The following is a 25212-nucleotide window of genomic DNA, read 5'->3' as shown; positions in this document are numbered from 1 at the left end:
TGGTCGGTGAGTTACCCCGTTCCTTACGCCTCGTTGCCGCCTTCCTGGCGGCTGGCCTCGAACAGGAACCAGGTCCGGCGCTCGGCGGCATCGATGAAGTTTTCGAGGATGCTGGCAGTCGCGACATCCTCATACTTGTCGGCGACCTCGTGCGCCTTGCGCATCCCGGCCGTCACCTTCTTGTTGTCGTTCATCAGCTCACGCAGCATCTCGCGCGGCGGCACATAAGCCTCGTCATTGTCCTTGAGCGTCTGCAGCTTGGCGATCTGTCCGATCGAGCGCAGCGTGGTGCCGCCAATCTTGCGGACCCGCTCGGCGATCTCGTCGGTGGAGCCGAAAATCTGTTCCGACTGCTCGTCGAGCAGGAGATGGTAGTCGCGGAAATGACGCCCACTGACGTGCCAGTGGAAATTCTTGGTCTTCAGGTACAGCGCGAAAGTATCGGCCAGCACCGTATTGAGCGCCGCCGAAATCTTGTCGACACCGTCCTGCGGCAGATCGGTGGGGGTATCGAGTTCGGGGGAAACAGATGTCTTGTTTTTGCTCACGGTGAACCTTCCTGTTAGGAGACGATGGTCACGGCGGTGGACATGGATTGCCGGACCAACTAACGCATCATGGCCCCCGCCGGTTCCGCGCGGGGGAACCACTTGAGTCCGGACAGGCCGATGGACGACTGGATCGATTATTATGATTCCACCCACACAATTTATGTCAGCAAAGACCACCGGGATGCGCATTTTCGCGTGATCGCGGCCGATATCGCGGCCTATGTCCCGTCCCCGAACGCCGTGGTTCTCGACTATTCCTGCGGTGAGGCGCTGTTCGCGGCCCAGGTCGCCGCCGTCTGCGGCCAGCTCATCCTTGTGGAGCCCGCGCCCGGTGTTCGTGGCCGGCTCGCGGCCCGGTTCGCGCCCAACCCGAAAATCAGGGTAGCGGCGCCGGACGATCTCGCGGCCCTCCCCGCTGCCTCGCTCGATCTCGCGGTGATGATCTCGGTGGCGCAATACATGACGCCGGACGAACTGGATTCCACCTTCGCGTCGATGCGCCGCCTGCTGAAGCCCGGCGGCACGTTCGTCCTCGGCGACATCCTGCGTCCCGATGTCGGCGCCCTCACCGACGTGAAGGCGCTGCTGCTGTTCGGCCTCAAGAACGGATTTTTCAAGGACGCGCTGTGGGGTCTCGCCCGCACCGCGCTGTCGGACTACTGGCAGTTGCGCAAGCAGATCGGGCTGCAGCGCTTCAGCGAGCGCGACATGATCGCAAAGCTCGCCGCCGCCGGTTTTTCCGCAACGCGCGCGACAAGCAATGTCGGCTACAATCCGGCGCGGATGACGTTCGTCGCGATCCGCAACGCCTGATCGTTCAAGATTTATCGATAATTTCGCGACAATTCGAATATATCGTATCGCGATATCTTAACCTTAAAAGCGGCAGGAAGTAGCCAGCGGTTCCGGCGATGGTATGTTGACCTCGGCCCGGTGGCGGAATCGTCGACGCGGGAGCTGTGCAAAGCTTTTTATCCTGGTTCAAATCCAGGCCGGGCCTCCAACTTCCCTTCTTCGGATCGATGGCGACAACGCCGCATCGCCCCTCGGCGGCGGGCGGTACGAATTTGGGTTCCGGCCATCCGGGACGCATGTCCCGCAGCGGTTGAACCCGGCGACCGGGAAACCGCGCCACGAGGGTTGCGCTCGGCGGCTTCAGGATCGCGGTGGCTCTCGCCCTCAGGCGTACCCGCCAGAAAGCCCGAAACTGGGCAAAATTGACGGTTGATCACGGCCTTAAAGGCCTTTCACCACGTCGGAATCTGGTCTAAAGACACCTCGCGCGCGAGGGATACCTAGCGCTCTTGGCTCGAGGGACGCGCGGATGCGCGCCCTTTTTTTATGCCGAATTCCTGCCCGTGAGACTGAATGCCCAAACGTACAGACATCTCGACGATCCTCATCATCGGCGCTGGCCCCATCGTGATCGGCCAGGCCTGCGAATTCGATTATTCCGGCACCCAGGCGGTGAAGGCGCTGAAAGAGGAAGGTTACCGGGTCGTCCTGGTCAATTCCAATCCGGCGACCATCATGACCGACCCGGACCTGGCTGACGCGACCTACATCGAGCCGATCACTCCCGAGATCGTCGCCAAGATCATCGAGAAGGAACGGTATGCCGTTCCCGGCGGCTTCGCGCTGCTGCCGACCATGGGCGGACAGACCGCGCTGAACTGCGCGCTGTCGCTGCGCCGTCAAGGCACGCTTGAGAAATTCGACGTCGAGATGATCGGCGCTACCGCCGACGCCATCGACAAGGCGGAAGACCGCCAGCTGTTCCGCGAGGCGATGACCAAGATCGGGCTCGAGACGCCGGCGTCGCGGCTCGCCAACGCCTCCGCCATGAAAAAGGCCGACCGCGAGCAGCACCTCGCCGAACGCGGCAAGCTGTCCGGCGACGCGCTCGCCGAATACGAGCGGCAGTGGGTGCTCGGCGAGAACGATCGCCGCAAACGCTACCAGCAGCAGGCGATGGCCGAGGCGCTGATGGCGCTGTCCGAAATCGGCCTGCCGGCGATTATCCGCCCGTCATTCACCATGGGCGGCACCGGCGGCGGCATCGCCTACACCCGCGAGGAGTTCCTCGACATCATCGAGCGCGGCCTCGACGCCTCGCCGACCAACGAAGTGCTGATCGAAGAGTCGGTGCTCGGCTGGAAAGAGTTCGAGATGGAGGTTGTCCGCGACAAGAAGGACAACTGCATCATCGTCTGCTCGATCGAGAACCTCGATCCGATGGGCGTCCATACCGGCGACTCGATCACGGTCGCACCGGCGCTGACGCTCACCGACAAGGAATACCAGATCATGCGCGACGCCTCGCTGGCGGTGCTGCGCGAGATCGGAGTCGAAACCGGCGGCTCGAACGTGCAGTTCGGCGTCAATCCGGCCGACGGCCGCATGGTCGTGATCGAAATGAACCCGCGCGTGTCGCGCTCCTCGGCGCTGGCTTCGAAAGCCACCGGCTTTCCGATCGCCAAGGTCGCGGCCAAGCTCGCGGTCGGCTACACGCTGGACGAGATCGCCAACGACATCACCGGCGGCGCAACCCCGGCGTCGTTCGAGCCGACCATCGACTACGTCGTCACCAAGATTCCAAGGTTCGCGTTCGAGAAATTCCCCGGCGCCTCGACCACGCTGACGACGTCGATGAAGTCGGTCGGCGAAGTGATGGCAATCGGCCGCACCTTCCAGGAGAGTTTGCAGAAGGCGCTGCGAGGGCTTGAGACCGGCCTCACCGGCCTCGACGAAATCGAGATCGAGGGCCTCGGACAGAGCGACGACAAGAATGCGATCCGCGCCGCGCTCGGCACGCCGACGCCGAACCGCATCCTGCAAGTTGCGCAGGCGATGCGGCTCGGCTGGACCAATGATGAGATTTTCAACTCCTGCAAGATCGACCCGTGGTTCCTCGCGGAGATGCGCGGCATCATCGACGCCGAGAACAAGGTCAAGGCTCACGGTCTGCCGCAGAACGCCTTTGGGATGCGGTCGCTGAAGGCGATGGGCTTCTCCGACGCCCGGCTCGCCGTGCTTGCCAATACCACCGAAGCGGAGATCAAGGCGGCACGCCGCGCGCTCAACGTCCGGCCGGTGTTCAAGCGCATCGACACCTGCGCCGCGGAGTTCGCCTCGCCGACCGCCTACATGTACTCGACCTACGAGGCGCCGTTCGCGGGCGAGGCTGCCGACGAGAGCGCGCCGTCCGACAAGAAAAAGGTAATCATCCTCGGCGGCGGACCGAACCGCATCGGCCAGGGCATCGAGTTCGACTATTGCTGCTGCCATGCCTGCTTCGCGCTGCATGACGCCGGCTACGAAACGATCATGATCAACTGCAATCCGGAAACCGTGTCGACCGACTACGACACCGCGGATCGTCTGTACTTCGAGCCGCTGACCGCCGAGGACGTGCTGGAGATCATCGACACCGAACGCTCGAACGGCACCGTGCACGGCGCCATCGTGCAGTTCGGCGGCCAGACCCCGCTCAAGCTCGCCCATGCGCTGGAAGATGCCGGCGTGACGATCCTCGGCACCTCGCCCGACGCCATCGACCTCTCCGAAGACCGCGACCGCTTCAAGCGCGTGCTCGACAAGCTGCGCCTCAAGCAGCCGAAGAACGGCATCGCCTATTCGGTCGAACAGGCGCGGCTCGTGGCATCCGACCTCGGCCTGCCGCTGGTGGTGCGCCCGTCCTACGTGCTCGGCGGCCGCGCGATGCAGATCATCCGCGAGGAAAGCCAGCTCGGTGACTACCTGCTCGGCACCCTGCCCGAACTGGTGCCCGCCGACGTCAAGGCGCGCTATCCGAACGACAAGACCGGCCAGATCAACACCGTGCTCGGCAAGAATCCGCTGCTGTTCGACCGCTATCTGTCGGACGCCACCGAAGTCGACGTCGATTGCCTGTGCGACGGCAAGGACACGTTCATCGTCGGCATCATGGAGCACATCGAGGAGGCCGGTATCCATTCGGGCGACTCGGCCTGTTCGCTACCGCCCCACTCGCTGGACGCCGCGACCCTTGCCGAACTCGAACGCCAGACCCGCGAACTCGCGCTCGGCCTCGATGTCGTCGGCCTGATGAACGTGCAGTACGCGATCAAGGACGGCGAGATCTACGTGCTCGAAGTCAATCCGCGCGCTTCGCGCACGGTGCCGTTCGTCGCCAAGGTGGTCGGGATTCCGGTCGCCAAGATCGCCGCCCGCATCATGGCCGGCGAGAAGCTCGCCGATTTCAAGTTGCGCCCGCGCAAACTCGACCATGTCGGCGTCAAGGAATCGGTCTTCCCGTTCGCACGTTTCCCCGGCGTCGATACCGTGCTCGGCCCGGAAATGAAATCGACCGGCGAGGTCATGGGCATCGACCGGTCGTTCGCGGTGGCGTTCGCCAAGAGCCAGCTCGGCGGCGGCACCCGCGTGCCGCGCAAGGGCACGGTGTTCGTGTCGGTGCGCGAGATCGACAAGGAACGGATACTGGAGACGGCGCGAACGCTGTCGCATCTCGGCTTCAAGATCATCGCCACGTCCGGCACCCAGCGCTTCCTGTCCGACAACGGGGTGCCGGCCGAAAAGATCAACAAGGTGCTGGAAGGCCGTCCGCATATCGTCGACGCCATCACCAATGGCGACGTGCAGTTGGTTTTCAACACCACCGAGGGGCCGCAGGCGCTGGCGGACAGCCGTTCGTTGCGACGCGCTGCCCTCTTGCATAAAGTGCCCTACTACACCACTCTCTCAGGGGCAGTAGCCGCCACGCAGGGAATCCGGGCCTATCTGGGCGGGGATCTCGAGGTGCGAACCTTGCAAGGTTATTTTTCCGATCTCTAAAGTGTGAGCCGGCCTTCGCGTCCGGCTTTGTAATGTGGGAACTGCGGCGGGAACCGTCCGGTCGCAATCTTGTTCTCTTTCGTTGCCGCGCGGCCGCCGACAAACCGGCCGCGAACCTCCGAAGTATTTCGTGTGTTCGCAAGTCTGACGGCGCACGATGAGATTTTAAAGGACGAGAAAGAATGGTCGACAAGGTGCCCATGACCCAGGCTGGACACACCGCCCTGGAAGACGAATTGAAGCAGCGCCAGTCTGTGGAGCGCCCTCGAATCATCGAGGCGATCGCAGAGGCGCGCTCGCATGGCGACCTGTCCGAAAATGCGGAATATCACGCAGCCAAGGAAGCACAGTCGCACAACGAGGGCCGCATCGCCGAGATCGAGGACAAGCTCGCGCGCGCCGACATCATCGATGTGTCGAAGCTCTCCGGCGACACCATCAAGTTCGGCGCCACGGTCACGCTGATCGACGAGGACACCGAGAAGAAGGCGGTGTGGCAGATCGTCGGCGAGCCGGAAGCCGACGCCAAGAAAGGCCGCATCTCGATCACCTCGCCGCTTGCGCGCGCGCTGATCGGCAAGAAGAAAGGCGCCTCCGTCGAGGTCGTCGCCCCCGGCGGCGCCAAGGCCTACGAGATCACCAAGGTCGACTGGAAGTAAGTCGTACGACCTGACGATTCATTCGACGACAACGGCCGGGTATTCCCGGTCGTTTTCGTTTGTGATGTGCCGGCACTGTTCGTCCCTGATCGGGATGCCCGGGACAAGCCCGGGCATGACAGGCAGAAAATTCAAATACGCGCTCTCACATGCCCGCACAAACCCGGTACAATCAGGCAATGGCACGAAAGCGCATCACAAGAACGGCACGAAGCGCTGCACTTGCCGCGGCCATCGTTCTCGCCATGCCGCGGACATCGGCAGCAGCCGATCTCGACCTCACGCCGCCGCACGCACCGTCGGAGAATGCTCCGGTTCGCACCGACCTGCCGAACTGCAGCCGCTGGACCGACGAATGCATCACATGCACCCGCGAGACGCCGGGCGCGATGCCTATGTGCTCGAACATCGGCATCGCCTGCCAGCCGCGCGAGAACCGCTGCCTCGGCGACGACATTCCGCAGGCCGCGCCGGGCAAGTAGCATCCTTGCGCTGCGCCAAGACGCCGCATGGACGCAACATTCCTTGTTCGGAATTGATCCAGTCGCCTCGCGAAAACGTCATCTGATCCTGCGGATCGCTTGCTTTCCGTCGCGCAACCGGCACGTTATGAAGCTCGCTGCTACCAATCAAAGGGGGGTCTATCCAATGAACGAGAACTTTCTTGCGGCCTGGCGTCCGCGGATTCTCAGCGTTTTCCGCTTCATCACCGGCTTGTTGCTGTTCCAGTACGGCGTCGCGAAGCTGTTCAAAATTCCGGTGCTGCCTTACTTCGCAAACATTCCACCGCTGACCTTCACCGCCGGCACGATCGAGTTGATCCTCGGCGGTCTCCTGATGATCGGCTTGTTCAGCCGCCTCAGTGCGTTCGTTCTGTCCGGCGAAATGGCGTTCGCCTATTTCATCGGCCACATGTTCAAGACCGGAGCGCCGGTCTGGCATCCGCTCAACAATGGGGGCACCGCTGCGATCCTGTTTTGCTTCGCCTGTCTTTATCTGGCGAGCGCCGGACCGGGCCCGTGGAGCCTCGACGCGTCGATGCGCAACAAGACCTGATCGCCTACTTCAGGAAGAAGATAACAGTCAGCACCGCGCCAACGGTTACCACCGTGGCGCGGATTGCTTTTTCCGGCACCCGTCGCGCAACGCCGACACCGAGATAACCGCCTGCCGCCGACGCCAGCATGGTGATGACCGCGTGCGGCCAGTGCACCAGCCCACCGGCGATCAGCAGCGCGGCTGACACCACCTGGATCAGGAACGCGACCAGGATCTTGACCGAATTCGCCTTGTGATAATCGCCGCCTTCGATGATCGAGAGCGCGGCCAGCATCATGATGCCGATGCCGGCGCCGAAGAAGCCGCCATAGATCGCAACCACGCTCATCAACACATAGGCGGCGATGCGCGCGCCGGGACGATCGCCCTTGGACCATGGTTCGGTGAAGCGCCGGATGTTCGTGCTGAACGCAAACAGCAGCGTCGCGACCAGCAGCAGCCACGGCACCAGTGGACGGAAACCGCCATCGCCGAGCCAGATCAGCAGCAGCGCGCCGATGCCGCCGCCGAACAGGCCGATGACCATGAACGGAATCATCTCGCGGAAATGGGTGCGGACTTCCGAGCGATAGGCGGCGACGCTGGCGAGGTTCGCAGGCGTCAGCGCCACGGCGCTCGTGGCATTGGCCTCGAGGGTATTCAGCCCGGTGAACACCAGTGCCGCGAATGAAATGAACGTCCCGCCACCGGCAATGGCGTTGATCGTGCCGGCGGCGAATCCCGCCACCGCGAGCACGATGATATCAAGCAGGGTCACGACAATCCTTCACGCGGAAAAGCAAAAGGGCGCGAGGGAAGCGCCCGGCCCGGCGGTTCTAGAACATCGCCAGCCGCGAGGGAAAGCGCGTCAGCGCAGCGCCCTCATGCGATAGCGCGTGAGGTATCCGGGACCGGCCGGGCTCAGCCGCGCGGCGATTTCAGTTCGAGCGGCACCGCCGGCTCGTATTTGGAATTGTGCAGCACCAGCGAGGTGCGGACGTTGCGGACATGGGGCGCGGCCGTGAGATCGGAGACGAAATCCTGGAACGTCGCCATGTCGGGCGCGACGCATTTGAGGATGAAGTCCACTTCTCCCGACAGCATCCAGCATTCGCGCACCAGCGGCTCCTTGCGCACGAAGTCCTCGAAGGCGCGCAGGTCGGCGTCGGCCTGGCTCGACAGGTGAACGGAGGCAAACACCGTGACGTCGAATCCGAGCAGTCCCGGATCGAGCAACCCGCGGTAGCCCTGGATGTAGCCGCCCTCCTCCAGGGTCCGGACGCGGCGCAGGCAGGGCGGCGGCGAAATGCCGACCCGTTTCGCCAGTTCGACATTGGTGATTCGGCCGTCAGCCTGGATTTCACTCAGAATTTTCAGGTCGATTTCATCGAGGTTCTTCAACACGGCCGCTCGAATCCTACACTCACGATGGTGGCGAGAAATTTCGACACGGTTGTAGCCACCGGCGAGCGATTGCGCAATTTTATTGCGCGAGTGTTCTCTTTTTACGCCTGCTGGGGAAAATCTCGAGATATGGGTTGCATATCTTGCATAGCTCCACAGATGACCTAAAGTTAATGGGGTCAGATTAGATGCTCCAGCGATGCCTTTGCGGGCACTTTCCGCCTTTTCGCTGATCACTCCACGTCATAGAAGCCAAGGGTCAAGTTATGGCCGCGCCTATCCATGCCAAAGTCGTCATCATCGGGTCCGGCCCAGCCGGTTACACCGCCGCCATCTATGCTGCGCGGGCGATGCTGGAACCCGTCCTGATTCAGGGCATCCAGCCCGGTGGCCAGCTCACCATCACCACGGATGTGGAAAATTATCCCGGCTTTGCCGACGTCATCCAGGGTCCCTGGCTGATGGAGCAGATGGAAAAGCAGGCGACCGATGTCGGCACCAAGATCGTCACCGACCACGTCAACAAGCTCGAACTCGGCCAGCGTCCGTTTCGTCTGACCTGCGATTCCGGCGACACCTATCTCGCTGAAACCGTGATCCTCGCCACCGGCGCCCAGGCGCGCTGGCTCGGCCTTCCGACGGAAGAAAAATTCAAGGGCTTCGGCGTCTCGGCCTGCGCCACCTGCGACGGCTTCTTCTATCGCAACAAGAACGTCATCGTGGTCGGCGGCGGCAATACCGCCGTCGAGGAAGCGCTGTTCCTGACCAACTTCGCCTCGCAGGTCACTCTGGTGCATCGGCGCGACAGCCTGCGCGCGGAACGCATCCTGCAGGACCGCCTGTTCAAGCATCCCAAGATCAAGGTGATCTGGGACAGCGAGATCGACGAGATTCGCGGCGAGGACAATCCGCTCAAGGTCACCCATGCGCGGCTGAAGAATCTCAAGACCGGCGCGGTGAGCGAGCACGCCACCGACGGTGTGTTCGTCGCGATCGGTCATGCGCCGGCGACCGAACTCGTTGCCGGGCAGCTGACGCTGAAGCCATCGGGCTACGTGCAGGTGGCGTCGCACTCCACCGCGACCTCGGTGCCCGGCGTGTTCGCCGCCGGCGACGTCGCCGATGAAACCTATCGCCAGGCGGTCACCGCCGCCGGCCTTGGCTGCATGGCCGCACTGGAAGCCGAACGCTTCCTCGCCGCCAGCGCCAACGAACGCGCGGCAGCGGAGTAAATATGGCTCGAACACGCGATGGATTGAGCGACATGGACTGGGACAAGCTCAAGGTGTTTCACGCGGCAGCGGAAGCCGGAAGCTTCACGCATGCCGGCGAGCAGCTCGGACTGTCGCAATCGGCAGTCTCGCGCCAGGTCAGCGCGCTGGAGCAGGAGCTTTCGGTCTCGCTGTTTCATCGCCATGCCCGGGGCCTGATCCTCACCGAGCAGGGCGACCTGCTGTTCCGCACCGCGCATGACGTGTTCATGCAGCTTCAGGCGGCGCGCGCCAAGCTCACCGATAGCCGCGAGCGGCCGAGCGGCGATCTCAAGGTCACCACCACGCCGGGCGTCGGCATCAACTGGCTGATCCCGCGGCTCGGCGAATTCACCTCGCTCTATCCCGAGATCCGCATCTCGCTGGTGGTCACCGACGAGGAGCTCGACCTGTCGATGCGCGAGGCGGATGTCGCGATCCGCACGCGCAAGCCGACGCAGCCGGACCTGATCCAGCGCAAGCTGTTTTCGATGGGCTTTCACGCCTACTGCTCGCCGGAATACGTCAAGCGCTTCGGTACGCCGCGCACGCTCGAAGAACTCGACGGCCACCGGCTGATCGTGCTGAGCGACGCCAATGTGCCGCCGCACCTGCAGAACCGGATGTGGCTGATCGAAGCCGGACGCAACGGCTCCGGCCCGCGCGAGCCGTTCTTCAAGGTCAACAATATCCTCGGCCTCGTACAGGCGTGCCGGCAGGGTCTCGGCATCGCGGCGCTGCCGGATTACCTGATCGAGGAAAACAACCGGCTCGTACAACTCTTCGGCGAATCCGATTCGATTCAACTCGATACTTATTTTGTTTATCCGGAAGAGTTGAAGACGGTCGCCCGCGTGCAGGTGTTTCGCGACTTCATCGTGAGCAAGGCGCAACGCTGGCCATCATAGGCTTGCTTTAAAAAGCCACAATCAGTCCTCCGCTGCTGCATGTCTGGTCAGCCTTCGCTTCCCGCATGTCAGACATGACAAAGGTGTGGTTGCTGCACACCGAGAACGGGGCCCATACTGTTTGTACACTGAGAGTTCGCGGTTGCGCATTGTCCCCCTCCTCCAGCGACTACGGGCGCTCAGTTATCCCTCTTGGAAGGTGATTGTGTCGGCCTCACCAGGCCACAGACTAACAAGCCGGGCTCTTTGAGCCCGGCTTTTTTTCGTTCGGATTTCGGAGTTTCTGGTGACGACTACCGCAGCTTGATCCGCGACAGGCGCAATGCGTTGCCGATCACGCTGACCGACGACAGCGCCATCGCCGCGGCCCCCACCATCGGCGACAACAGCCATCCAAAGACCGGATAGAGCACACCGGCGGCAAGCGGGATGCCCGCCGCGTTATACACAAATGCGAAAACGAGGTTCTGACGGATGTTGCGCATGGTCGCGACCGACAGATCGCGGGCCTGCACCAGCCCCATCAGGTCGCCGCGCAACAATGTAATGCCCGCGCTTTCGATCGCGGCGTCGGTGCCGCCGCCCATGGCGATGCCGACATCGGCCGCAGCAAGCGCCGGCGCATCATTGACGCCGTCACCGGCCATCGCGACGCGGCGGCCTTCCTTCTGCAACTGCTGGACGACCTCGTTCTTGTGTTCGGGCAGCACGTCGGCCTTCACGTCAGCGATGCCCAGCGTCTTCGCCACCGCCTGCGCGGTGGTCGCATTGTCGCCCGTCAGCATCACGATGCGCAAACCGGAGGTGCGCAAGGCGTCGAGCGCGGCCCGGGCACTGGGCTTCACCGGATCGGCAATCGCGATCACGCCTGCCGGCGTGCGATCGACCACGACATAGATCGCGGTCGCGCCCTGCGCCCGCTGCTGGTCCGCGATGGCATCCAGTTCGCGCGTATCCACCTTCAGGTCGGCCATCAGCTTGGCATTGCCAAGTGCCACGGCGCGACCCTCAACAGTTGCGACCGCGCCCTTGCCCGAGGGCGAGTCGAAATCGGCGGCATCGGCAGACGCGAGATCGCGCGCCTTCGCGGCATTGACGATGGCGAACGCCAGCGGATGCTCGCTGGCGCGCTCGACACTGGCAGCCAGACGCAACACTTCTTTTTCCTCGAAGCCTTTCGCCGGAATGACCGCGACGACCTTCGGCTTGCCTTCGGTTAGCGTCCCGGTCTTGTCGATCACCAGTGTGTCGATGCGCTCCATTCGCTCCAGCGCCTCGGCGTCGCGGATCAGGATGCCGGAGCGCGCGCCACGGCCGACGCCGACCATGATCGACATCGGCGTCGCAAGACCGAGCGCACACGGACAGGCAATGATCAGCACTGTCACCGCCGCGACCATGGCGAAGGTGAAGCGCGGTTCGGGGCCGAACGTCGCCCAGGCGGCAAACGCCAGCACGGCGGCGGCGATCACCGCCGGCACGAACCAGCCCGCGACCTGATCGGCCAGCCGCTGCACCGGCGCACGTGAGCGTTGCGCCTTGGCCACCAGATCGACGATGCGCGCCAGCATGGTATCGCGGCCGACCTTGTCGGCACGAATGATCAGCGCGCCGCTCTGGTTCAGCGTGCCGCCGATGACGCGGGCATCCTTCGCCTTGGACACCGGCATCGATTCACCGGTCACCATCGATTCATCGACCGACGATTTCCCCTCGGTGACGACGCCATCGACCGGAACGCTCTCGCCCGGCCGCACCCGCAGCAAGTTACCGACCGCAATCGCCTCGATCGCGACGTCCTCGTCGCCATCCTTGCCGATCCGCCGCGCCGTCTTCGGCGCCAGGCCGAGCAGCGAGCGGATTGCGCCAGAGGTGCGGGCGCGCGCCCGCAGTTCGAGCACTTGCCCGAGCAACACAAGTACCGTGATGACCGCAGCGGATTCGAAATACACTGCCACCGCGCCGTGCATGTCGCGAAACGCATCCGGGAACAGATCCGGCGCGACCGTCGCCACCACGCTATAGACGTAAGCGACCCCGGTCCCCATCGCGATCAGGGTGAACATGTTGAGATTGCGCGTCACCACCGAGCGCCAGCCGCGCTCAAAGAACGGCGCACCGGCCCACAGCACCGCCGGCGTCGCCAGCACCAGCGAAAGCCAGTTCGACACCGTCGGCGACAGCAGATGGATGCCGAACACATGCGGCGTCATTTCGATGACGAATATCGGCAGCGCCAGCGCTAGACCGATCCAGAACCGGCGCGTCATGTCGATCAGTTCGGGATCGGGCTTGTCGTCGAGCGACACCGTTTCCGGCTCGAGCGCCATTCCGCATTTGGGACAACTGCCCGGCCCCTCCTGCCGCACCTCCGGATGCATCGGACAGGTGTAGATGGTGCCCGGCGCGGCTTCCGGCTCCGGCTGTTTCGGTGCGAGAAATTTTTCCGGCTCGGCTTCGAAGCGGTCGTGGCAACGCTGCGAGCAGAACGAATAGTCGTTGTCCTTGTAGGTGAAGTGACCGCCCTTGGCGGTCTGCGGATCGACCCTCATACCGCACACCGGATCGGTCACCCGCCCGTCATCCGGCGCGGCAGCGCCATGATGATGGTGCTGATGCTTTTCGTGATCGTCACCCGTCTGACAGCAACTCATTTTCGTTTCACCGATGCTCTTGCCATTGATACCCTAGGGGGGTATATATCAATCATGCGAGACGAGATCAAGACATCGTGCCGGAAACGGCTGAAGCGGATCGAAGGCCAGGTGCGCGGCCTCGCCGACATGATTGAAGCCGACCGCTATTGCATCGACGTGGTCACCCAGATCGCGGCGGCCCGTGCCGCCTTGCGCCGGGTCGAGGAAGAAATCCTGCGCGATCACGTCGCGCACTGCGTCGAGCACGCGATCTCGTCAGGGGACAAGGCCGACCAGCGCCGCAAGATCGCCGAACTGATGGACGTCGTCAGCCGCGCCGACAGGTGAATCTTCCGCCGCGCAAATGATCGATCGCTCGATTGTAACGCGGGACGTTCGCGAAATGGTTGATGGCGGGTTACGCGCCTGACGCGTAAATGCACGCAATGTCGAACGATGCACGCCAAACCCCCGATGTTTGCTGAATTCCGCGAAGCAACGATTTCGTAGCCTTAACAGGCACTGCTCGCATGCCGGGCCGGGTTTTTAAATGCCCTTACACCTCGTTCGGGTAGATTGCCGGGTAATAGCGTATTCCCGCCCGTGCAGAATGCCATGCTGAAAATTTATAATTGCATCGCGACCGCTCATGATCTGAAGCTGGTCGCCCTCGCCGCGATCGTTTGCTCGCTGTCATCATTCGCCGCCATCCGGCTGTTGCGCCACGCGCGCGCCGCGCGGGGGCAGATGCGCCACATCTGGCTCGTGGTCGCCGCCGTTGCGATCGGATTCGGCATCTGGGCGACGCACTTCATCGCAATGCTGGCTTTTTCGCCGGGAATTCCCTCGGGCTACAATATCGGGCTGACGTTCCTGTCGCTGATCGCCGCGATCCTGCTCACCGCCGCCGGGTTTGCAATCTCGATGATCCCCGGCTGGCGTGCCGGACCGTGGATCGGCGGCGCCGTCGTCGCCGGCGGCATCGCCGCCATGCACTACATCGGCATGGCCGCTTTCGAGATCGCCGGCGTGATCCTGTGGGATCCGACGCTGGTCGCAGCTTCAATCATTGTCGGCGCGGTGGTCGGCGCCGCCGCTCTGCCGGCCGGCCTTCACGGCGAAACGGAAAAATGGAAAGCCATCGGCGCCGTCCTGCTGACACTGGCGATCTGCAGCCATCACTTCACGGCAATGGCGGCGGTGTCGATCATCCCCGATTCCACCATACACGTGTCGCTGGCGGCGCTGCCGACCACCCTGCTCGCGATCGTGGTCGGCGTGGTCAGCCTTGCCATTATCCTGCTCGCACTCACGGCGATTGCGCTCGACATTCGCGAGAAGCGGCGCACCGAGCTCGAAACCGACCGGATGCACGGCCTCGCCAACGCCGCGATCGAAGGGCTCGTGGTTTGCAATGGCGATACGGTCGTTACGGTCAATGACAGCTTCGCACATCTGGCCGGCGCGCAGCCCGCTGAACTGACCGGCGCCGCGCTGGAAAGCTGCCTTCCGGACAACGCGTCACGCACCAGGCTGCTGACATCGTCGAACCAGCCGATCGAACTTGCCCTGCATCATCGCGACGGATCGACGATCCCGGTCGAAATGATCCGGCGGCCGATCGACTATGCCGGCCAGCCGCATCACGTGATCGCCGTTCGCGACCTGCGCGCGCGCAGGAAGAGCGAGCAGCACATCCGCTATCTTGCGCACCACGACGCACTGACGTCGCTGCCGAACCGCAATCGTTTCAACTCCGCGATTGCCCGCGAGATCGAGGCACTTGCCGGTAACAGCAAGCTCGCCGTGCTCTGTCTCGACCTCGACCGCTTCAAGGAAATCAACGACCTGTTCGGCCATGCCGCAGGCGACAAGGTGCTGCAGACGGTTGCGACCCGGATCAGCGCCCTGCTTGACGAGGGCCAGATCATGGCGCGTCTCGGCGGCGACGAATTCGCCATCCTGTTGCCCGGCGTGCCGGACGTGAACGCGGCGCGGCGCTTCGCCGATCGCGTTCTCGGCGCGCTGCGCGTCCAGGGCGACACGCCGGAAACCGACAGCATCTCATGCAGCGTCGGCATCGCGATGTATCCCGATGACGCCGACGACCGCGAAACCCTCCTGACCCATGCCGACACCGCGCTCTACCGCGCCAAGACCGACGGACGGAACACCTATCGCGTGTTCGAAGCCAAAATGGGCGCGGCGGTCCGCGAGCGGCGGCTGATCGAGCACGATCTGCGCCACGCGATCGCGCGCGGCGAAATGCGGCTGGTCTATCAGCCCCAGAAGGATCTCAAGACCGGCGACGTCAGCGGGTTCGAGGCCCTGCTGCGCTGGAAGCACGCCACCCGCGGCGACATCTCGCCGACGATCTTCATTCCGATCGCCGAGGAAGCCGGCGCGATCCTCAACATCGGCGAGTGGGTGCTGCGAACCGCTTGCCAGGAAGCCGCAACGTGGCCGCAGCCGCTGACCATCGCGGTCAACGTCTCGACGCTGCAGATCTACGATGCCAGTTTCGCGCAGACGGTTCACGGTATTCTGCTCGAGACCGGCCTTCCGCCGAGCCGCCTCGAACTCGAGATCACCGAAACCGCACTGGTGCGCGATCTCAATCGCGCCCTTGCGACCCTGCGCCAGATCAAGGCGCTCGGCGTCCGTATCGCGATGGATGATTTCGGCACCGGCTATTCGTCGCTGTCCAACCTGCGCGCCTTCCCGTTCGACAAGATCAAGATCGACGGCTCGTTCATCAAGTCGGTGGACAGCAACGAGCAGGCAGCGGCGATCGTACGCACGGTGCTCGGCCTCGGACGCGGACTCGGTCTTCCGGTGCTCGCCGAGGGCGTCGAGACACCCGGCGAAATGCAGTTCCTGCGCGAGCAGGACTGCGACGAGATTCAGGGCTATCTGATCGGGCGTCCGGCGGCGATCGAGAAATTCCGCGACCTGACCCATGACGGCGACTGGTCGGCGCTCGATGTCGATGACACCGTGATCGAGATGAAAATCGCGTGAGGACAGCCGGTTTTGGCCACGAGTGATCAAAGGCGATCAAGGGTGGTACAGTTGGGTGGGCTCGAACCACCGACCTCCGGATCCACAATCCGGCGCTCTAACCAACTGAGCTACAACTGCATGTTCTGGCGCCCGCTGAGGGGCTGCCCGAATTCGCGGGAAACTAGGTGCAACGCCGCGCTTTGGCAAGACCGCTAAGCCGGTTTCAGCCCGGTGCTTCCACCGTCATTTCGGATATCCGGCCAATAAAAAATCCGGGCCACCCGGCCCGGATTTCAGTATCTGCGAACCGCCGTCAGGCGACGGTCGTGAACATCTTCGACGCGCTGGCCTTGATCGGCTCGACCGCTTCGGCCGCGACCTTCTGGCCGAATTCGGCGAGGTCGGTCGATTGCGCCGTCAGGACCTCGAATTGCTTGCGGGCGTGGCTGTTCACCAGCTCGAAAGCCTCCGGCAGCGACGTCACGCCGAACAGGGACTGCGCGAAATCGAACGCCGAGGTGGTGTTGACCCGGGCGATCTCGACCAGCTTGGCGGTCAGATCGGCCGCGCCCCTGGTGGCGGAGGAACAGGCGGCCTCGATGGCCTCATTGTTGGCTTCAGCGGCAAATTTGAGTTTCTGGTAGCCGTCGCGCGCCTGCGTCACGCCCTGCTCCGCGAATGCCCGAACCTGCTCGGGAACCTGGAGCGGGACGACGGTGGAAAACGGATCGGTGCTCATGATTGGCTTCCTCTGAAGGGTTCAGATGGGCTGATCCGGGCCGGCGGATCACCGCCCGGAATCGATCACGGCACCTCGGGTACCGCACGGAAGACCGGATTATAGGTCCGGACTTGTGCGACGCAACATAATCTGCGGCCCAATAGCGCATGGCTAATACGCAGATACCGTTGGAACTTTTCCAGATGACCACCAAGGGCGGCTGGCGGCCAACCCGGGCTATTTCAGCTTGGTCGAATCCAGCGCCGCCTTGGTGACGGCCTGCCCCATTTCGCTGGCCTGCTCGGCCAGGGCCCGCATCTGAGCCTGCACATATTCGGTGTGGAGACGCATTACCTCGGTCAGGTCCTTGGCGTGGATCAGCTGCTGGGCGTAGGCCAGCGAGGCCTGCACATTCTTCTCGGCGAACGAAATCGCCTTGGTACTGATGTCCCGTGCACTGGCGCGGGCCGCCTCGCCGGTACCGCCGAACGAACTCGCGGTCTGCTGGGCGCTGCCGATGAAGCTCTCAAATGCCTTGCGGGCCTGGTCGAAGCTGGCCTCAGCCATGGAGCGCATTTCCTTGGGGATTTCGAAGCGGTCGTTGCCTTCAGCCATTTGAGCACTCCTGTTGATGTCCGGTGAGGTCGCCGCGGCATTCCGCCGAATCCGCCCTGCCTGCGTCAGCATGGCCTGTCGCGATGACAGTTCCCATGATGCCTATCGTGACCTTTTGAATTTCTTTTGCAACACGGCCAACGCCGCAGCGCGCGTTAAGGTTCACAGCACCGCGCCGAATTAAGGTTATCTGGGGTTTCAGCGGCATGGCTGGCGTAACCCCGTGGACCCGCTGGCAGCCGCCCCATAATAATCATTTGTTAAGGCTGTCGCCCCTTATGGCCGCCGGTATCCGGTGCCAATGAAAGCGACAGCGCGGGAAGTAAAACGGCATGACCGACCTCGACTTTCAACTGCTGGCGATCCGCGACCCGCGACTGGCGGTTCATGCGGCGAGCGCCCTGCCGGCATGGCTGTGGTCGACGGACGGCGCGCGCATCCTGTGGGCCAATCCCGTCGCGGCCCGCCTGTTCGGCGCGCCCAATACCAGCGTCCTTGCCGCGAAACCGGTCGGGCCGGCCGATCCGCACCGCCGTCAGGTGATGCGGCTGGCCGGACGGCTGTCGCCCTCGGGCGCGACACGGCTGGAGCGCCTGAGCGGATTCGGCGCGACGCTTGGCCGCCTCGTCACTTGCGCTTGTGCCCGGCTTACCTTTGACGGAGACGCGGCCGTTTTGGTCGTGGCCACCGAATTCGCCGGACGGACGATGCCGCTGGCGGAACGCCTCACGCGTCTGGTCGAGGCGTTCGAGACTCCAGCCGTGGCATTTTCCGGCGATGGTGCATTCGCCGGCGCGAGCGACAGCTCAAAAGCCCTGCCGAATGTTTTCAACGCGACCGCCGATCTTGTCACCGACAGCGTCCGCCGCGAGGTGATGACCGAAGGCCGCGCCGACATGCGCAGCGACCTCGGACGGATCGCCCTGCATCGCGTCGGCATCGGCGCCGATACCGGCATCGTCGCACTGATTTCGCCGGTGATCGTTGTACCGCCGCTGGTGATCGAGCCCGCGCCGGAGACGCTGGTCGAGCAGCCCGAACTGCCGCCGGAGATCGCGCCGGTCGTGGCGGCGAGGGCGCCTGCCGAAGCAAGCGCGCCACCCGACGACCTGCCCGCCGCGACACTCGATCCGCCCGAACCGGACCAGACCATCGCGCTGCTCGCCGACGCACCGGAGGGCGATGCGTTGCCGGACATCAGCGCCGCCGATGTCGAGGGTATCGGCGATGACGTTCCAGTCGTTGCGCAGTTCTCAACGGACGTGGCGCAGCCGGTGCACGCCGGGCAGACGGACGACAGCGCGGATGCAGACGTCGAGTCGCCATCAGATTCCGCCGCAGCGGAAACGCCTGCGGATGACATTCCGGCGGCGCCCACCGCGATCGAGCCCTCTGTAACGCCTGACGCGCCGGAGCCCGCCCCCGACGCGCATCAATCCCCCGAACATCTTCTCGCCAACGAGCCGCCGCTGTCGCCGCGACGCCATCCGCTGCGCTTCATGTGGCAGATGGACGAGCATGGCCGCTTCTCGTTCGGCTCCGACGAATTCACCCGCCTGATCGGCATCCACACCGCAGCGGCGTTCGGACGGCTGTGGAGCGAGATCAACGATGTGCTGGGCCTCGATCCCGAAGGCAAGGTGGCGGCGGCCATCGCGACCCGCGATACCTGGAGTGGCATCACGCTCGATTGGCCGGTCGACGGAACGGGCGCGCGATTGCCGGTCGAACTGTCCGGCCTGCCGATCAACGATCGCAACCAGCAGTTCCGGGGCTATCGCGGATTCGGCGTCTGCCGCGATGTCGACGGCCTGGCGCAGCTCGCCGCGCAGCGGCGTGACGATCTTTTGTACGGTACACAGCAATCCACAGGGCCGGCCCCGGCCCACGAGACAGCGGCGGACAACCATGCGACGGTCCAACCGGAACGGGAAACTGACACCGTGACCGAACCCACATCACCACCAGACGAGCCGGACCGCGCCGTGGAACCACCGATCAATGTCGTGCCGTTCCGCCCCGCGGGCGACGCGAAATCGCCCACCCTGACGCCGGTCGAAAACAACGCCTTCGCCGAGATCGCGCGGCAATTGTCGGCGCGCCTCGAGGGCGACAACACCAACGCGGCGCCCGCCGCGCCGGATATCGCCGCCGACGACCTCGATGCGGCAATGGAGATCAACACCGACGAAGCCCCGGCCGCGCCACAGCCCGACACGCCGCCGGACGTCGAAGCTGCCGCCCTGATGCAAGACCCGCCCGCAGATCAGGTCGGTGCCGACGAACTGTCGGCAATCCTCGACACCGCCGCCGAAGGCATCCTGATTTTCGACGGCGAAGGAAAAATCCATTCCTGCAACCGCAGCGCCGAAGCGCTGTTCGGCCTCAGCGACAGCGAGATCAACAGGCGTCCTCTCGCCGATCTGTTCGCGCCGGAAAGCCAGCCCGCCATTCTCGACTATCTGCACGCTGTCCGGGATGCCAGCGTTGCGAGCCTGCTCGATCATGGCCGCGACGTGCTGGCCCATGCCCGCGACGGTGGCGCCATTCCCCTCTCGGTGACGATAGGGCGGACGCGCGCTGACGGCGCGCGCTACTTCGCGATCTTCCGCGATCGGGCTCCGCTACGGCCGAACGAAAGCGACGTTCTGCAAACCCGGCGATCGCGCGAACGCATCGCGACCGCCAAGGCCGACGTGCTGGCGCGGATAAGCCACGAGGTCCGCACTCCGCTCAACGCCATCATCGGCTTCGCCGAGGTGATGATCGAGGAGCGTTTCGGCACGCTCGGCAACGAACGCTATGTCGACTACATGAAAGACATTCGCGCATCCGGCGAGCGCGTGATCGCGATCATCGACGACCTGCTCAACCTGTCGCGGATCGAATCCGGCAAGCTCGACCTTTCGTTCGCGAGCCAGGATCTCAACGGCATGCTTGAGCAGTGTGTTGCCGCGATGCAGGCCCACGCCAACCGCGAGCGCATCATCATTCGCACCTCGCTGGCGCACGCACTGCCCAGCATCAACGCCGATGCCCGCGCGCTGCGCCAGATCGCGCTCAACCTTATCGGCAATTCGATCCATCTCGCCAATGCCGGCGGACAGGTGATCGTCTCCACCGCCGTCACCGATCACGGCGACGTGGTGCTGCGGGTGCGCGACACCGGCCATGGCATGAACGACAACGAGATCGCGGCGGCGATGGCGCCGTTCCGCACCCCGGCGGCGGCCGACCTGATCGACGACAATTCAGGATCGAACCTGTCGCTGACCAAGGCGCTGGTCGAAGCCAATCGCGCCCAATTCCACATCAAGAGCGCGCCGAACTCGGGCACGCTGATCGAGATCGTGTTCTCGCGCGCGGCAGCGATCGCATGATCGGCGCTTCGTCGTCCTGACATTGGAATAACTCTAAATCACACGCATCGCGACAACGCGCCGCGCAAGCGCACCGTATGCGCTGCGCTACGACTGAGCTTCGCGCCATCGTCTTTGCCGGAGCACATCATATGTCCCGATTCCGCACCGTTGCTGCCCTCATTGCGCTCGCAACGCCGTTATCCGCTCACGAAGCGCTGGCCCAAGCCGGCGAGGTCAACGTCTACACCTATCGTGAGACCAGGCTGGTGCAGCCGCTGTTCGACGCCTTCACCAAGGACACCGGCATCAAGGTCAATGTCGTGTCGGCAAGTTCGGGTCTTGAACAGCGCATCAAGGCCGAGGGCACCAACAGCCCGGCCGACGTGCTGCTGACGGTCGACATCGGCCGCATCGACGAAGCGGTGCAGGCCGGCGTAACCCAGCCGATCACCTCCGGTGTCATCGACAGCACCGTACCCGCGCAGTATCGCGATCCCAACGGCCATTGGGCCGGCATCTCGATGCGCGCACGCGTGATCTACGCCTCGAAGGATCGCGTCAAGCAGGACGCGATCACCTACGAAGAACTCGCCGATCCGAAATGGAAGGGCAAGATCTGCATCCGCTCCGGACAGCACATCTACAACAACGCGTTGTTCGCGGCTTACGTCGCCCATCACGGTGAAGCGAAAGCCGAGGAGTGGCTACGCGGCGTCAAGGCCAATCTCGCGCAGAAGCCGTCGGGCGGCGACCGTGAAACCGCGCGCGATGTCGCGGCGGGCAAATGCGATCTCGGCATCGGCAACACCTATTACTGGGCGCTGATGATGAAGGACCCGGACAAGAAGGCATGGGCCGAAGCGACCAAGGTCATCCTGCCGACCTTCGCCGGCGGCGGCACCCACGTGAACCTGTCCGGCGTGCTGCTGGCGAAGAACGCGCCGAACAAGGCCAACGGCATCAAGCTGATCGAATGGCTCGCCGGCGAACACGCCCAGCAACTTTATGCCGACGCCAATTATGAATATCCGGTCCGCGCCGGCGTCGCGGTCAATCCCGTGATCGCCGGGTACGGCAAACTGAATGCCGACGCGCTGCCGGTCAGCAAGATTGCCACAAGCCGCAAAACAGCGTCTACGCTGGTCGACAAGGTCGGGTTCGATCAGTGAGCCACAGATAGAAGTTCGTCATGCCCGGCCTTGTGCCGGGCATCCACGTCTTTCCGTATCCAACGCGAAGAAAACATGGATGGCCGGGACATGGGCGAGCGAAGCGACGCCGTTCTTCGAGCGGCTACGCCCGGTCATGACAGGAAGATTGTCCATCATCCTGTCTCACTCCCCGCAAACGGGGCGTGGGAGCGATCCAGTATGACCCGCGCGCGCGGCGCGGAGCCGCTTGTCGCTGCCATCGCACTTCTCACTGCGGCCGCCGTTGCGTTGCCGGTCATTGCGATCGTCATTCTCGCGCTGCAACCGGTAGCGGATCTGTGGCCGCATCTCGTCGCCTATGTATTGCCGCAGGCGATTGTCGATACTGCACTGCTGCTGGCAGGAGTCGGTGTGATCACGTTGCTGCTCGGCGCCGGCACCGCATGGCTGATCTCGTTGCACGACTTTCCCGGCCGCGCCATGCTGGTGTGGCTGATGCCGCTGCCGCTGGCGATTCCGACCTACATCGCGGCCTACGTCTATGCCGATCTGTTCGAGCCGCTCGGCCTCGCCCACCGCGCATTGACGTCGTGGCTTTCGCCCACCGAGGCCATGGCGGCACTGCCGCGATTGCGCTCGCTGCCCGGCGCGGTGTTCGTGTTCGGCATCGTGCTCTACCCTTATGTCTATCTGTCGGCGCGGGCGATGTTCCAGTTGCAAAGCGCGGAGTTCACGGAAGCCGCGAAAACCCTCGGCGCCAATCTCTGGGATCGGCTGTGGCGTATCTCGCTGCCGATGGCGCGCCCGGCGCTTGCGGTCGGGCTTGCGCTGGTGTCGCTGGAAACGCTGAACGACATCGGCGCCAGCGAATATCTCGGCGTCCGCACCCTGACGCTGTCGATCTTCACCACTTGGCTCAATCGCGGCAGTCTCGCCGGCGCGGCGCAACTGTCCTGCCTCCTGCTCGTCATCGCGGCCGGGCTGATCGCAATCGAACGTTACGGCCGCCGCAATGCCATCACCGAATTTTCCGCCGAAAGCCCGCGGCTGATGCCGCGCACCACGTTTCATGGCCTCAAAGGCTGGGCGGCGACGGCCGCCTGTCTTGTGCCGGTGCTGCTCGGCTTTCTCGTGCCGCTGCTGTTTCTGACCCGGCAAAGCCTGCAACGCGGGCTGTTCGCGCACTTCGACAATGCGCTGTGGCACAATACGCTGCATTCCGTCACCTTCGCTGTTCTCGCCACGCTGATCGCGCTCGGACTGGGCTTCGCCACCACGCTCGCCGTCCGGTGGCGGCCCACACCGTTGACGTCGTTCGCGTCGCATGTCGCGCAGACCGGCTACGCCCTGCCCGGACTGGTGCTTGCGCTCGGGCTGCTGACGCCGGTGCTCGCGTTCGACAACGCATTGAACGCCGTCGCCGGAGGGCTTGGCGCCCCACTGCCCGGCCTCGTGGTGATGGGCTCAGGTGCGGCGCTGGTGATCGCCTATGTCATCCGGTTTCTCGCGATCCCGACCGGATTCATCAGGGCCGGCTTCGAGCGTATTCCACGCGACTACGACGACAGCGCCCGTGCGGCGGGCGCGAGCCAAATGACGTCGATGCGGCGCATCTATCTGCCATTGCTCCGCCCGGCGCTGCTCGGCGCAGTCATCGTGGTCTTCGTCGATTGCCTGAAGGAGCTGCCGGCGACGCTGCTGCTGCGGCCGCTCAATGTCGAGACGCTGGCGACGTCGATCTACCAGCACGCCAGCCGCGGCAGTTTCGAGGACGGCGCACTCGCAGCGTTGCTAATCGTCGCCGTCAGCATCGGGCCGGTGATCTGGCTGACGCGATTTTCGGACATGCCGCAGGGGCCGGCCTAGGCGTCGGCAGAACACCTCTGCGGCGATCAGGCCGTTCCGGGTTGATCGTTCTTCCGCGATACCGAAAAAATGTCCCACACCGTGATGAACATCGCAGCGATGACCGGGCCGATGACGAAGCCGTTGAGTCCGAAAACTTCGATACCGCCCAGCGTCGAGATCAGCACCACATAATCCGGCAGCTTGGTGTCCTTGCCCACCAGCATCGGGCGAAGCAGATTGTCGACCAGCCCGATGACCAGAAAGCCGTAGGCAATCAGGATCACGCCATAAAGGAACGACCCCGTGGCCAGCAAGTAAAGCGCGACTGGCATCCAGACCAGCCCCGCGCCGATCGCCGGCAACAGCGACAGAAATGCCATCAGCACCGCCCACAGCAACGCCGCGTTGATGCCAAGCAACCAGAAGATCAGTCCGCCGAGCGCGCCCTGCGCCAGGGCAACCAGAAGACTGCCCTTCACCGTGGCGCGGATCACGACGGTGAATTTCTCCAGCAGCGCATCGCGCAACTCGGCGCGCAGCGGAATGCTGTCCTTGATGCGCCGCGACAGCGCGTTGCCGTCGCGGAACAGGAAGAACAGCAGATACAGCATGATCGTGACGCTGACGATGAATTCGAACGTGCTCTGGCCGATGTTCAGCGCCTGGGCGGCGATCTGCTGGCTGCCCTTGAGCAGCCCGGCGGAAATCTTCTCCTGCATTCCGCCAAGGCTGGCGACGCCGAAGTGATCGAGCATGCCGCTCATCCATTGCGGCAGCGCATCGAGAATCTGCTGAAACAGTTTGACGAAATCGAGCTCGCCGGACTGCACCTTTCCGAATACGGCGGCCGCCTGCTGCGTCAACGACGCGGCGATCAGCGTCAGCGGCAGGATAACGATCATGATCACAAGCACGACCATGGCCAGCGCCGCCAGGGTCGGCCGCTGCGGAATCTTCCGCAGCAGCTGCCGGTACAACGGCGCGAACAGGATGGCGATGACGACGCCCCAGAGGATCGCCCCGTAGAACGACCTGAGAATCCAGCCAAAGGCCAGTGACACCACGACGATCAGTATCAAGAAGGCCTTGTCTTCAATACGATCGCGCATGTGGCTGTCCTTGTTCGATCCGATACCGACCCGTCCGGGATAAAAACGCAAGAGCCTCAATGTGGGCAAAGCGAGAACGCCAGCGGAAGGCAGTAGTTTCCCGACAACGTATGCCGGTTGAAAC

General features: G+C 63.7%; 20 protein-coding genes and 2 tRNA genes. 13 read left to right on the top strand and 9 right to left on the bottom strand.

The annotated features are described in order from the left end of the window. Nucleotides 1-23 precede the first annotated feature (23 nt). A complete protein-coding gene (locus tag ASC80_RS00595; RefSeq protein ID WP_056291847.1) occupies nt 24-548 on the bottom strand; it encodes a Dps family protein in 525 nt (174 codons plus the stop codon). A 120-nt stretch (nt 549-668) separates the two neighbouring features. Here ASC80_RS00595 and ASC80_RS00590 point away from each other — a divergent pair, with 120 nt between their 5' ends. The 6 genes from ASC80_RS00590 (at nt 669) to ASC80_RS00565 (ending at nt 7099) form a co-directional block, all read left to right on the top strand. Then, the gene (locus tag ASC80_RS00590; RefSeq protein ID WP_056291844.1) at nt 669-1364 is read left to right on the top strand and encodes a class I SAM-dependent methyltransferase; all 696 of its coding nucleotides are present in this window, start codon (nt 669-671) and stop codon (nt 1362-1364) included. 114 nt (nt 1365-1478) lie between these two features. After that, nucleotides 1479-1554 (top strand) — tRNA-OTHER (locus ASC80_RS00585). 365 nt (nt 1555-1919) lie between these two features. After that, nucleotides 1920-5384, top strand: coding sequence for a carbamoyl-phosphate synthase large subunit (gene carB, locus ASC80_RS00580; protein WP_056291843.1), 3465 nt, complete (start codon nt 1920-1922; stop codon nt 5382-5384). A 182-nt stretch (nt 5385-5566) separates the two neighbouring features. After that, nucleotides 5567-6043 carry a transcription elongation factor GreA gene (greA, locus tag ASC80_RS00575; RefSeq protein ID WP_056291842.1) on the top strand — a complete coding sequence of 159 codons (477 nt, stop codon included), beginning with the start codon at nt 5567-5569 and terminating at the stop codon, nt 6041-6043. A gap of 179 nt (nt 6044-6222) precedes the next feature. After that, nucleotides 6223-6525 carry a hypothetical protein gene (locus ASC80_RS00570; RefSeq protein WP_244487154.1) on the top strand — a complete coding sequence of 101 codons (303 nt, stop codon included), beginning with the start codon at nt 6223-6225 and terminating at the stop codon, nt 6523-6525. 166 nt (nt 6526-6691) lie between these two features. After that, nucleotides 6692-7099, top strand: a complete 408-nt coding sequence (locus ASC80_RS00565; RefSeq protein ID WP_056291840.1) for a DoxX family protein — start codon at nt 6692-6694, stop codon at nt 7097-7099. A 4-nt stretch (nt 7100-7103) separates the two neighbouring features. On the opposite strand, the gene ASC80_RS00560 is transcribed toward ASC80_RS00565, so the two are convergent. After that, the gene (locus ASC80_RS00560) at nt 7104-7859 is read right to left on the bottom strand and encodes a sulfite exporter TauE/SafE family protein (protein WP_056291838.1); all 756 of its coding nucleotides are present in this window, start codon (nt 7857-7859) and stop codon (nt 7104-7106) included. A gap of 143 nt (nt 7860-8002) precedes the next feature. Then, nucleotides 8003-8485, bottom strand: coding sequence for an Lrp/AsnC family transcriptional regulator (locus tag ASC80_RS00555; protein ID WP_056291837.1), 483 nt, complete (start codon nt 8483-8485; stop codon nt 8003-8005). Nucleotides 8486-8751: 266 nt separating this feature from the next. Between ASC80_RS00555 and trxB the strand changes: the two genes are divergently transcribed. Together trxB and ASC80_RS00545 are read left to right on the top strand one after the other, a co-directional pair. After that, on the top strand, nt 8752-9717 hold the full coding sequence (gene trxB, locus ASC80_RS00550; protein ID WP_056291836.1) for a thioredoxin-disulfide reductase: 966 nt from the start codon (nt 8752-8754) through the stop codon (nt 9715-9717). Nucleotides 9718-9719: 2 nt separating this feature from the next. Continuing rightward, nucleotides 9720-10643 (top strand): LysR family transcriptional regulator, encoded by a 924-nt coding sequence (locus tag ASC80_RS00545; protein ID WP_056291835.1) that lies wholly within the window; start codon nt 9720-9722, stop codon nt 10641-10643. 293 nt (nt 10644-10936) lie between these two features. Here the strand turns inward: ASC80_RS00545 and ASC80_RS00540 are convergent, their stop codons facing one another. Beyond that, on the bottom strand, nt 10937-13297 hold the full coding sequence (locus ASC80_RS00540; protein ID WP_056291834.1) for a heavy metal translocating P-type ATPase: 2361 nt from the start codon (nt 13295-13297) through the stop codon (nt 10937-10939). A 54-nt stretch (nt 13298-13351) separates the two neighbouring features. Here ASC80_RS00540 and ASC80_RS00535 point away from each other — a divergent pair, with 54 nt between their 5' ends. Together ASC80_RS00535 and ASC80_RS00530 are read left to right on the top strand one after the other, a co-directional pair. Then, the gene (locus ASC80_RS00535; protein WP_056291833.1) at nt 13352-13627 is read left to right on the top strand and encodes a metal-sensitive transcriptional regulator; all 276 of its coding nucleotides are present in this window, start codon (nt 13352-13354) and stop codon (nt 13625-13627) included. Nucleotides 13628-13894: 267 nt separating this feature from the next. Then, nucleotides 13895-16300, top strand: coding sequence for a bifunctional diguanylate cyclase/phosphodiesterase (locus ASC80_RS00530; RefSeq protein WP_056295379.1), 2406 nt, complete (start codon nt 13895-13897; stop codon nt 16298-16300). Between the two features lie 43 nt (nt 16301-16343). Here the strand turns inward: ASC80_RS00530 and ASC80_RS00525 are convergent. From ASC80_RS00525 to ASC80_RS23420, 4 genes are all read right to left on the bottom strand, one after another. Then, a tRNA-His gene (locus ASC80_RS00525) sits at nt 16344-16420 on the bottom strand. Nucleotides 16421-16595: 175 nt separating this feature from the next. Further along, the gene (locus ASC80_RS00520; RefSeq protein WP_056291832.1) at nt 16596-17021 is read right to left on the bottom strand and encodes a phasin; all 426 of its coding nucleotides are present in this window, start codon (nt 17019-17021) and stop codon (nt 16596-16598) included. 219 nt (nt 17022-17240) lie between these two features. Then, nucleotides 17241-17618: a phasin family protein gene (locus tag ASC80_RS00515; protein ID WP_056291828.1), complete on the bottom strand. Its 378-nt coding sequence runs from the start codon at nt 17616-17618 to the stop codon at nt 17241-17243. Next, nucleotides 17611-17826, bottom strand: a complete 216-nt coding sequence (locus ASC80_RS23420; protein WP_156464200.1) for a hypothetical protein — start codon at nt 17824-17826, stop codon at nt 17611-17613. The genes ASC80_RS00515 and ASC80_RS23420 overlap by 8 nt, the downstream gene beginning before the upstream one ends. Nucleotides 17827-17950: 124 nt before the next feature. Here ASC80_RS23420 and ASC80_RS00510 point away from each other — a divergent pair, with 124 nt between their 5' ends. From ASC80_RS00510 to ASC80_RS00500, 3 genes are all read left to right on the top strand, one after another. Then, nucleotides 17951-20998, top strand: a complete 3048-nt coding sequence (locus tag ASC80_RS00510; protein WP_056291827.1) for a PAS domain-containing sensor histidine kinase — start codon at nt 17951-17953, stop codon at nt 20996-20998. 131 nt (nt 20999-21129) lie between these two features. Next, nucleotides 21130-22149 carry a Fe(3+) ABC transporter substrate-binding protein gene (locus ASC80_RS00505; protein WP_056291818.1) on the top strand — a complete coding sequence of 340 codons (1020 nt, stop codon included), beginning with the start codon at nt 21130-21132 and terminating at the stop codon, nt 22147-22149. 201 nt (nt 22150-22350) lie between these two features. Then, the gene (locus tag ASC80_RS00500; RefSeq protein WP_056291815.1) at nt 22351-23997 is read left to right on the top strand and encodes an ABC transporter permease; all 1647 of its coding nucleotides are present in this window, start codon (nt 22351-22353) and stop codon (nt 23995-23997) included. Nucleotides 23998-24023: 26 nt separating this feature from the next. Here ASC80_RS00500 and ASC80_RS00495 read toward each other — a convergent pair whose 3' ends face one another. Beyond that, on the bottom strand, nt 24024-25088 hold the full coding sequence (locus ASC80_RS00495; RefSeq protein WP_056295378.1) for an AI-2E family transporter: 1065 nt from the start codon (nt 25086-25088) through the stop codon (nt 24024-24026). Nucleotides 25089-25212: the final 124 nt, after the last annotated feature.

Origin of the sequence: Afipia sp. Root123D2 (genome assembly GCF_001425835.1) — a bacterium.
GTDB lineage: Bacteria > Pseudomonadota > Alphaproteobacteria > Rhizobiales > Xanthobacteraceae > Afipia.
This window is presented reverse-complemented; position numbering and strand designations above follow the sequence as displayed.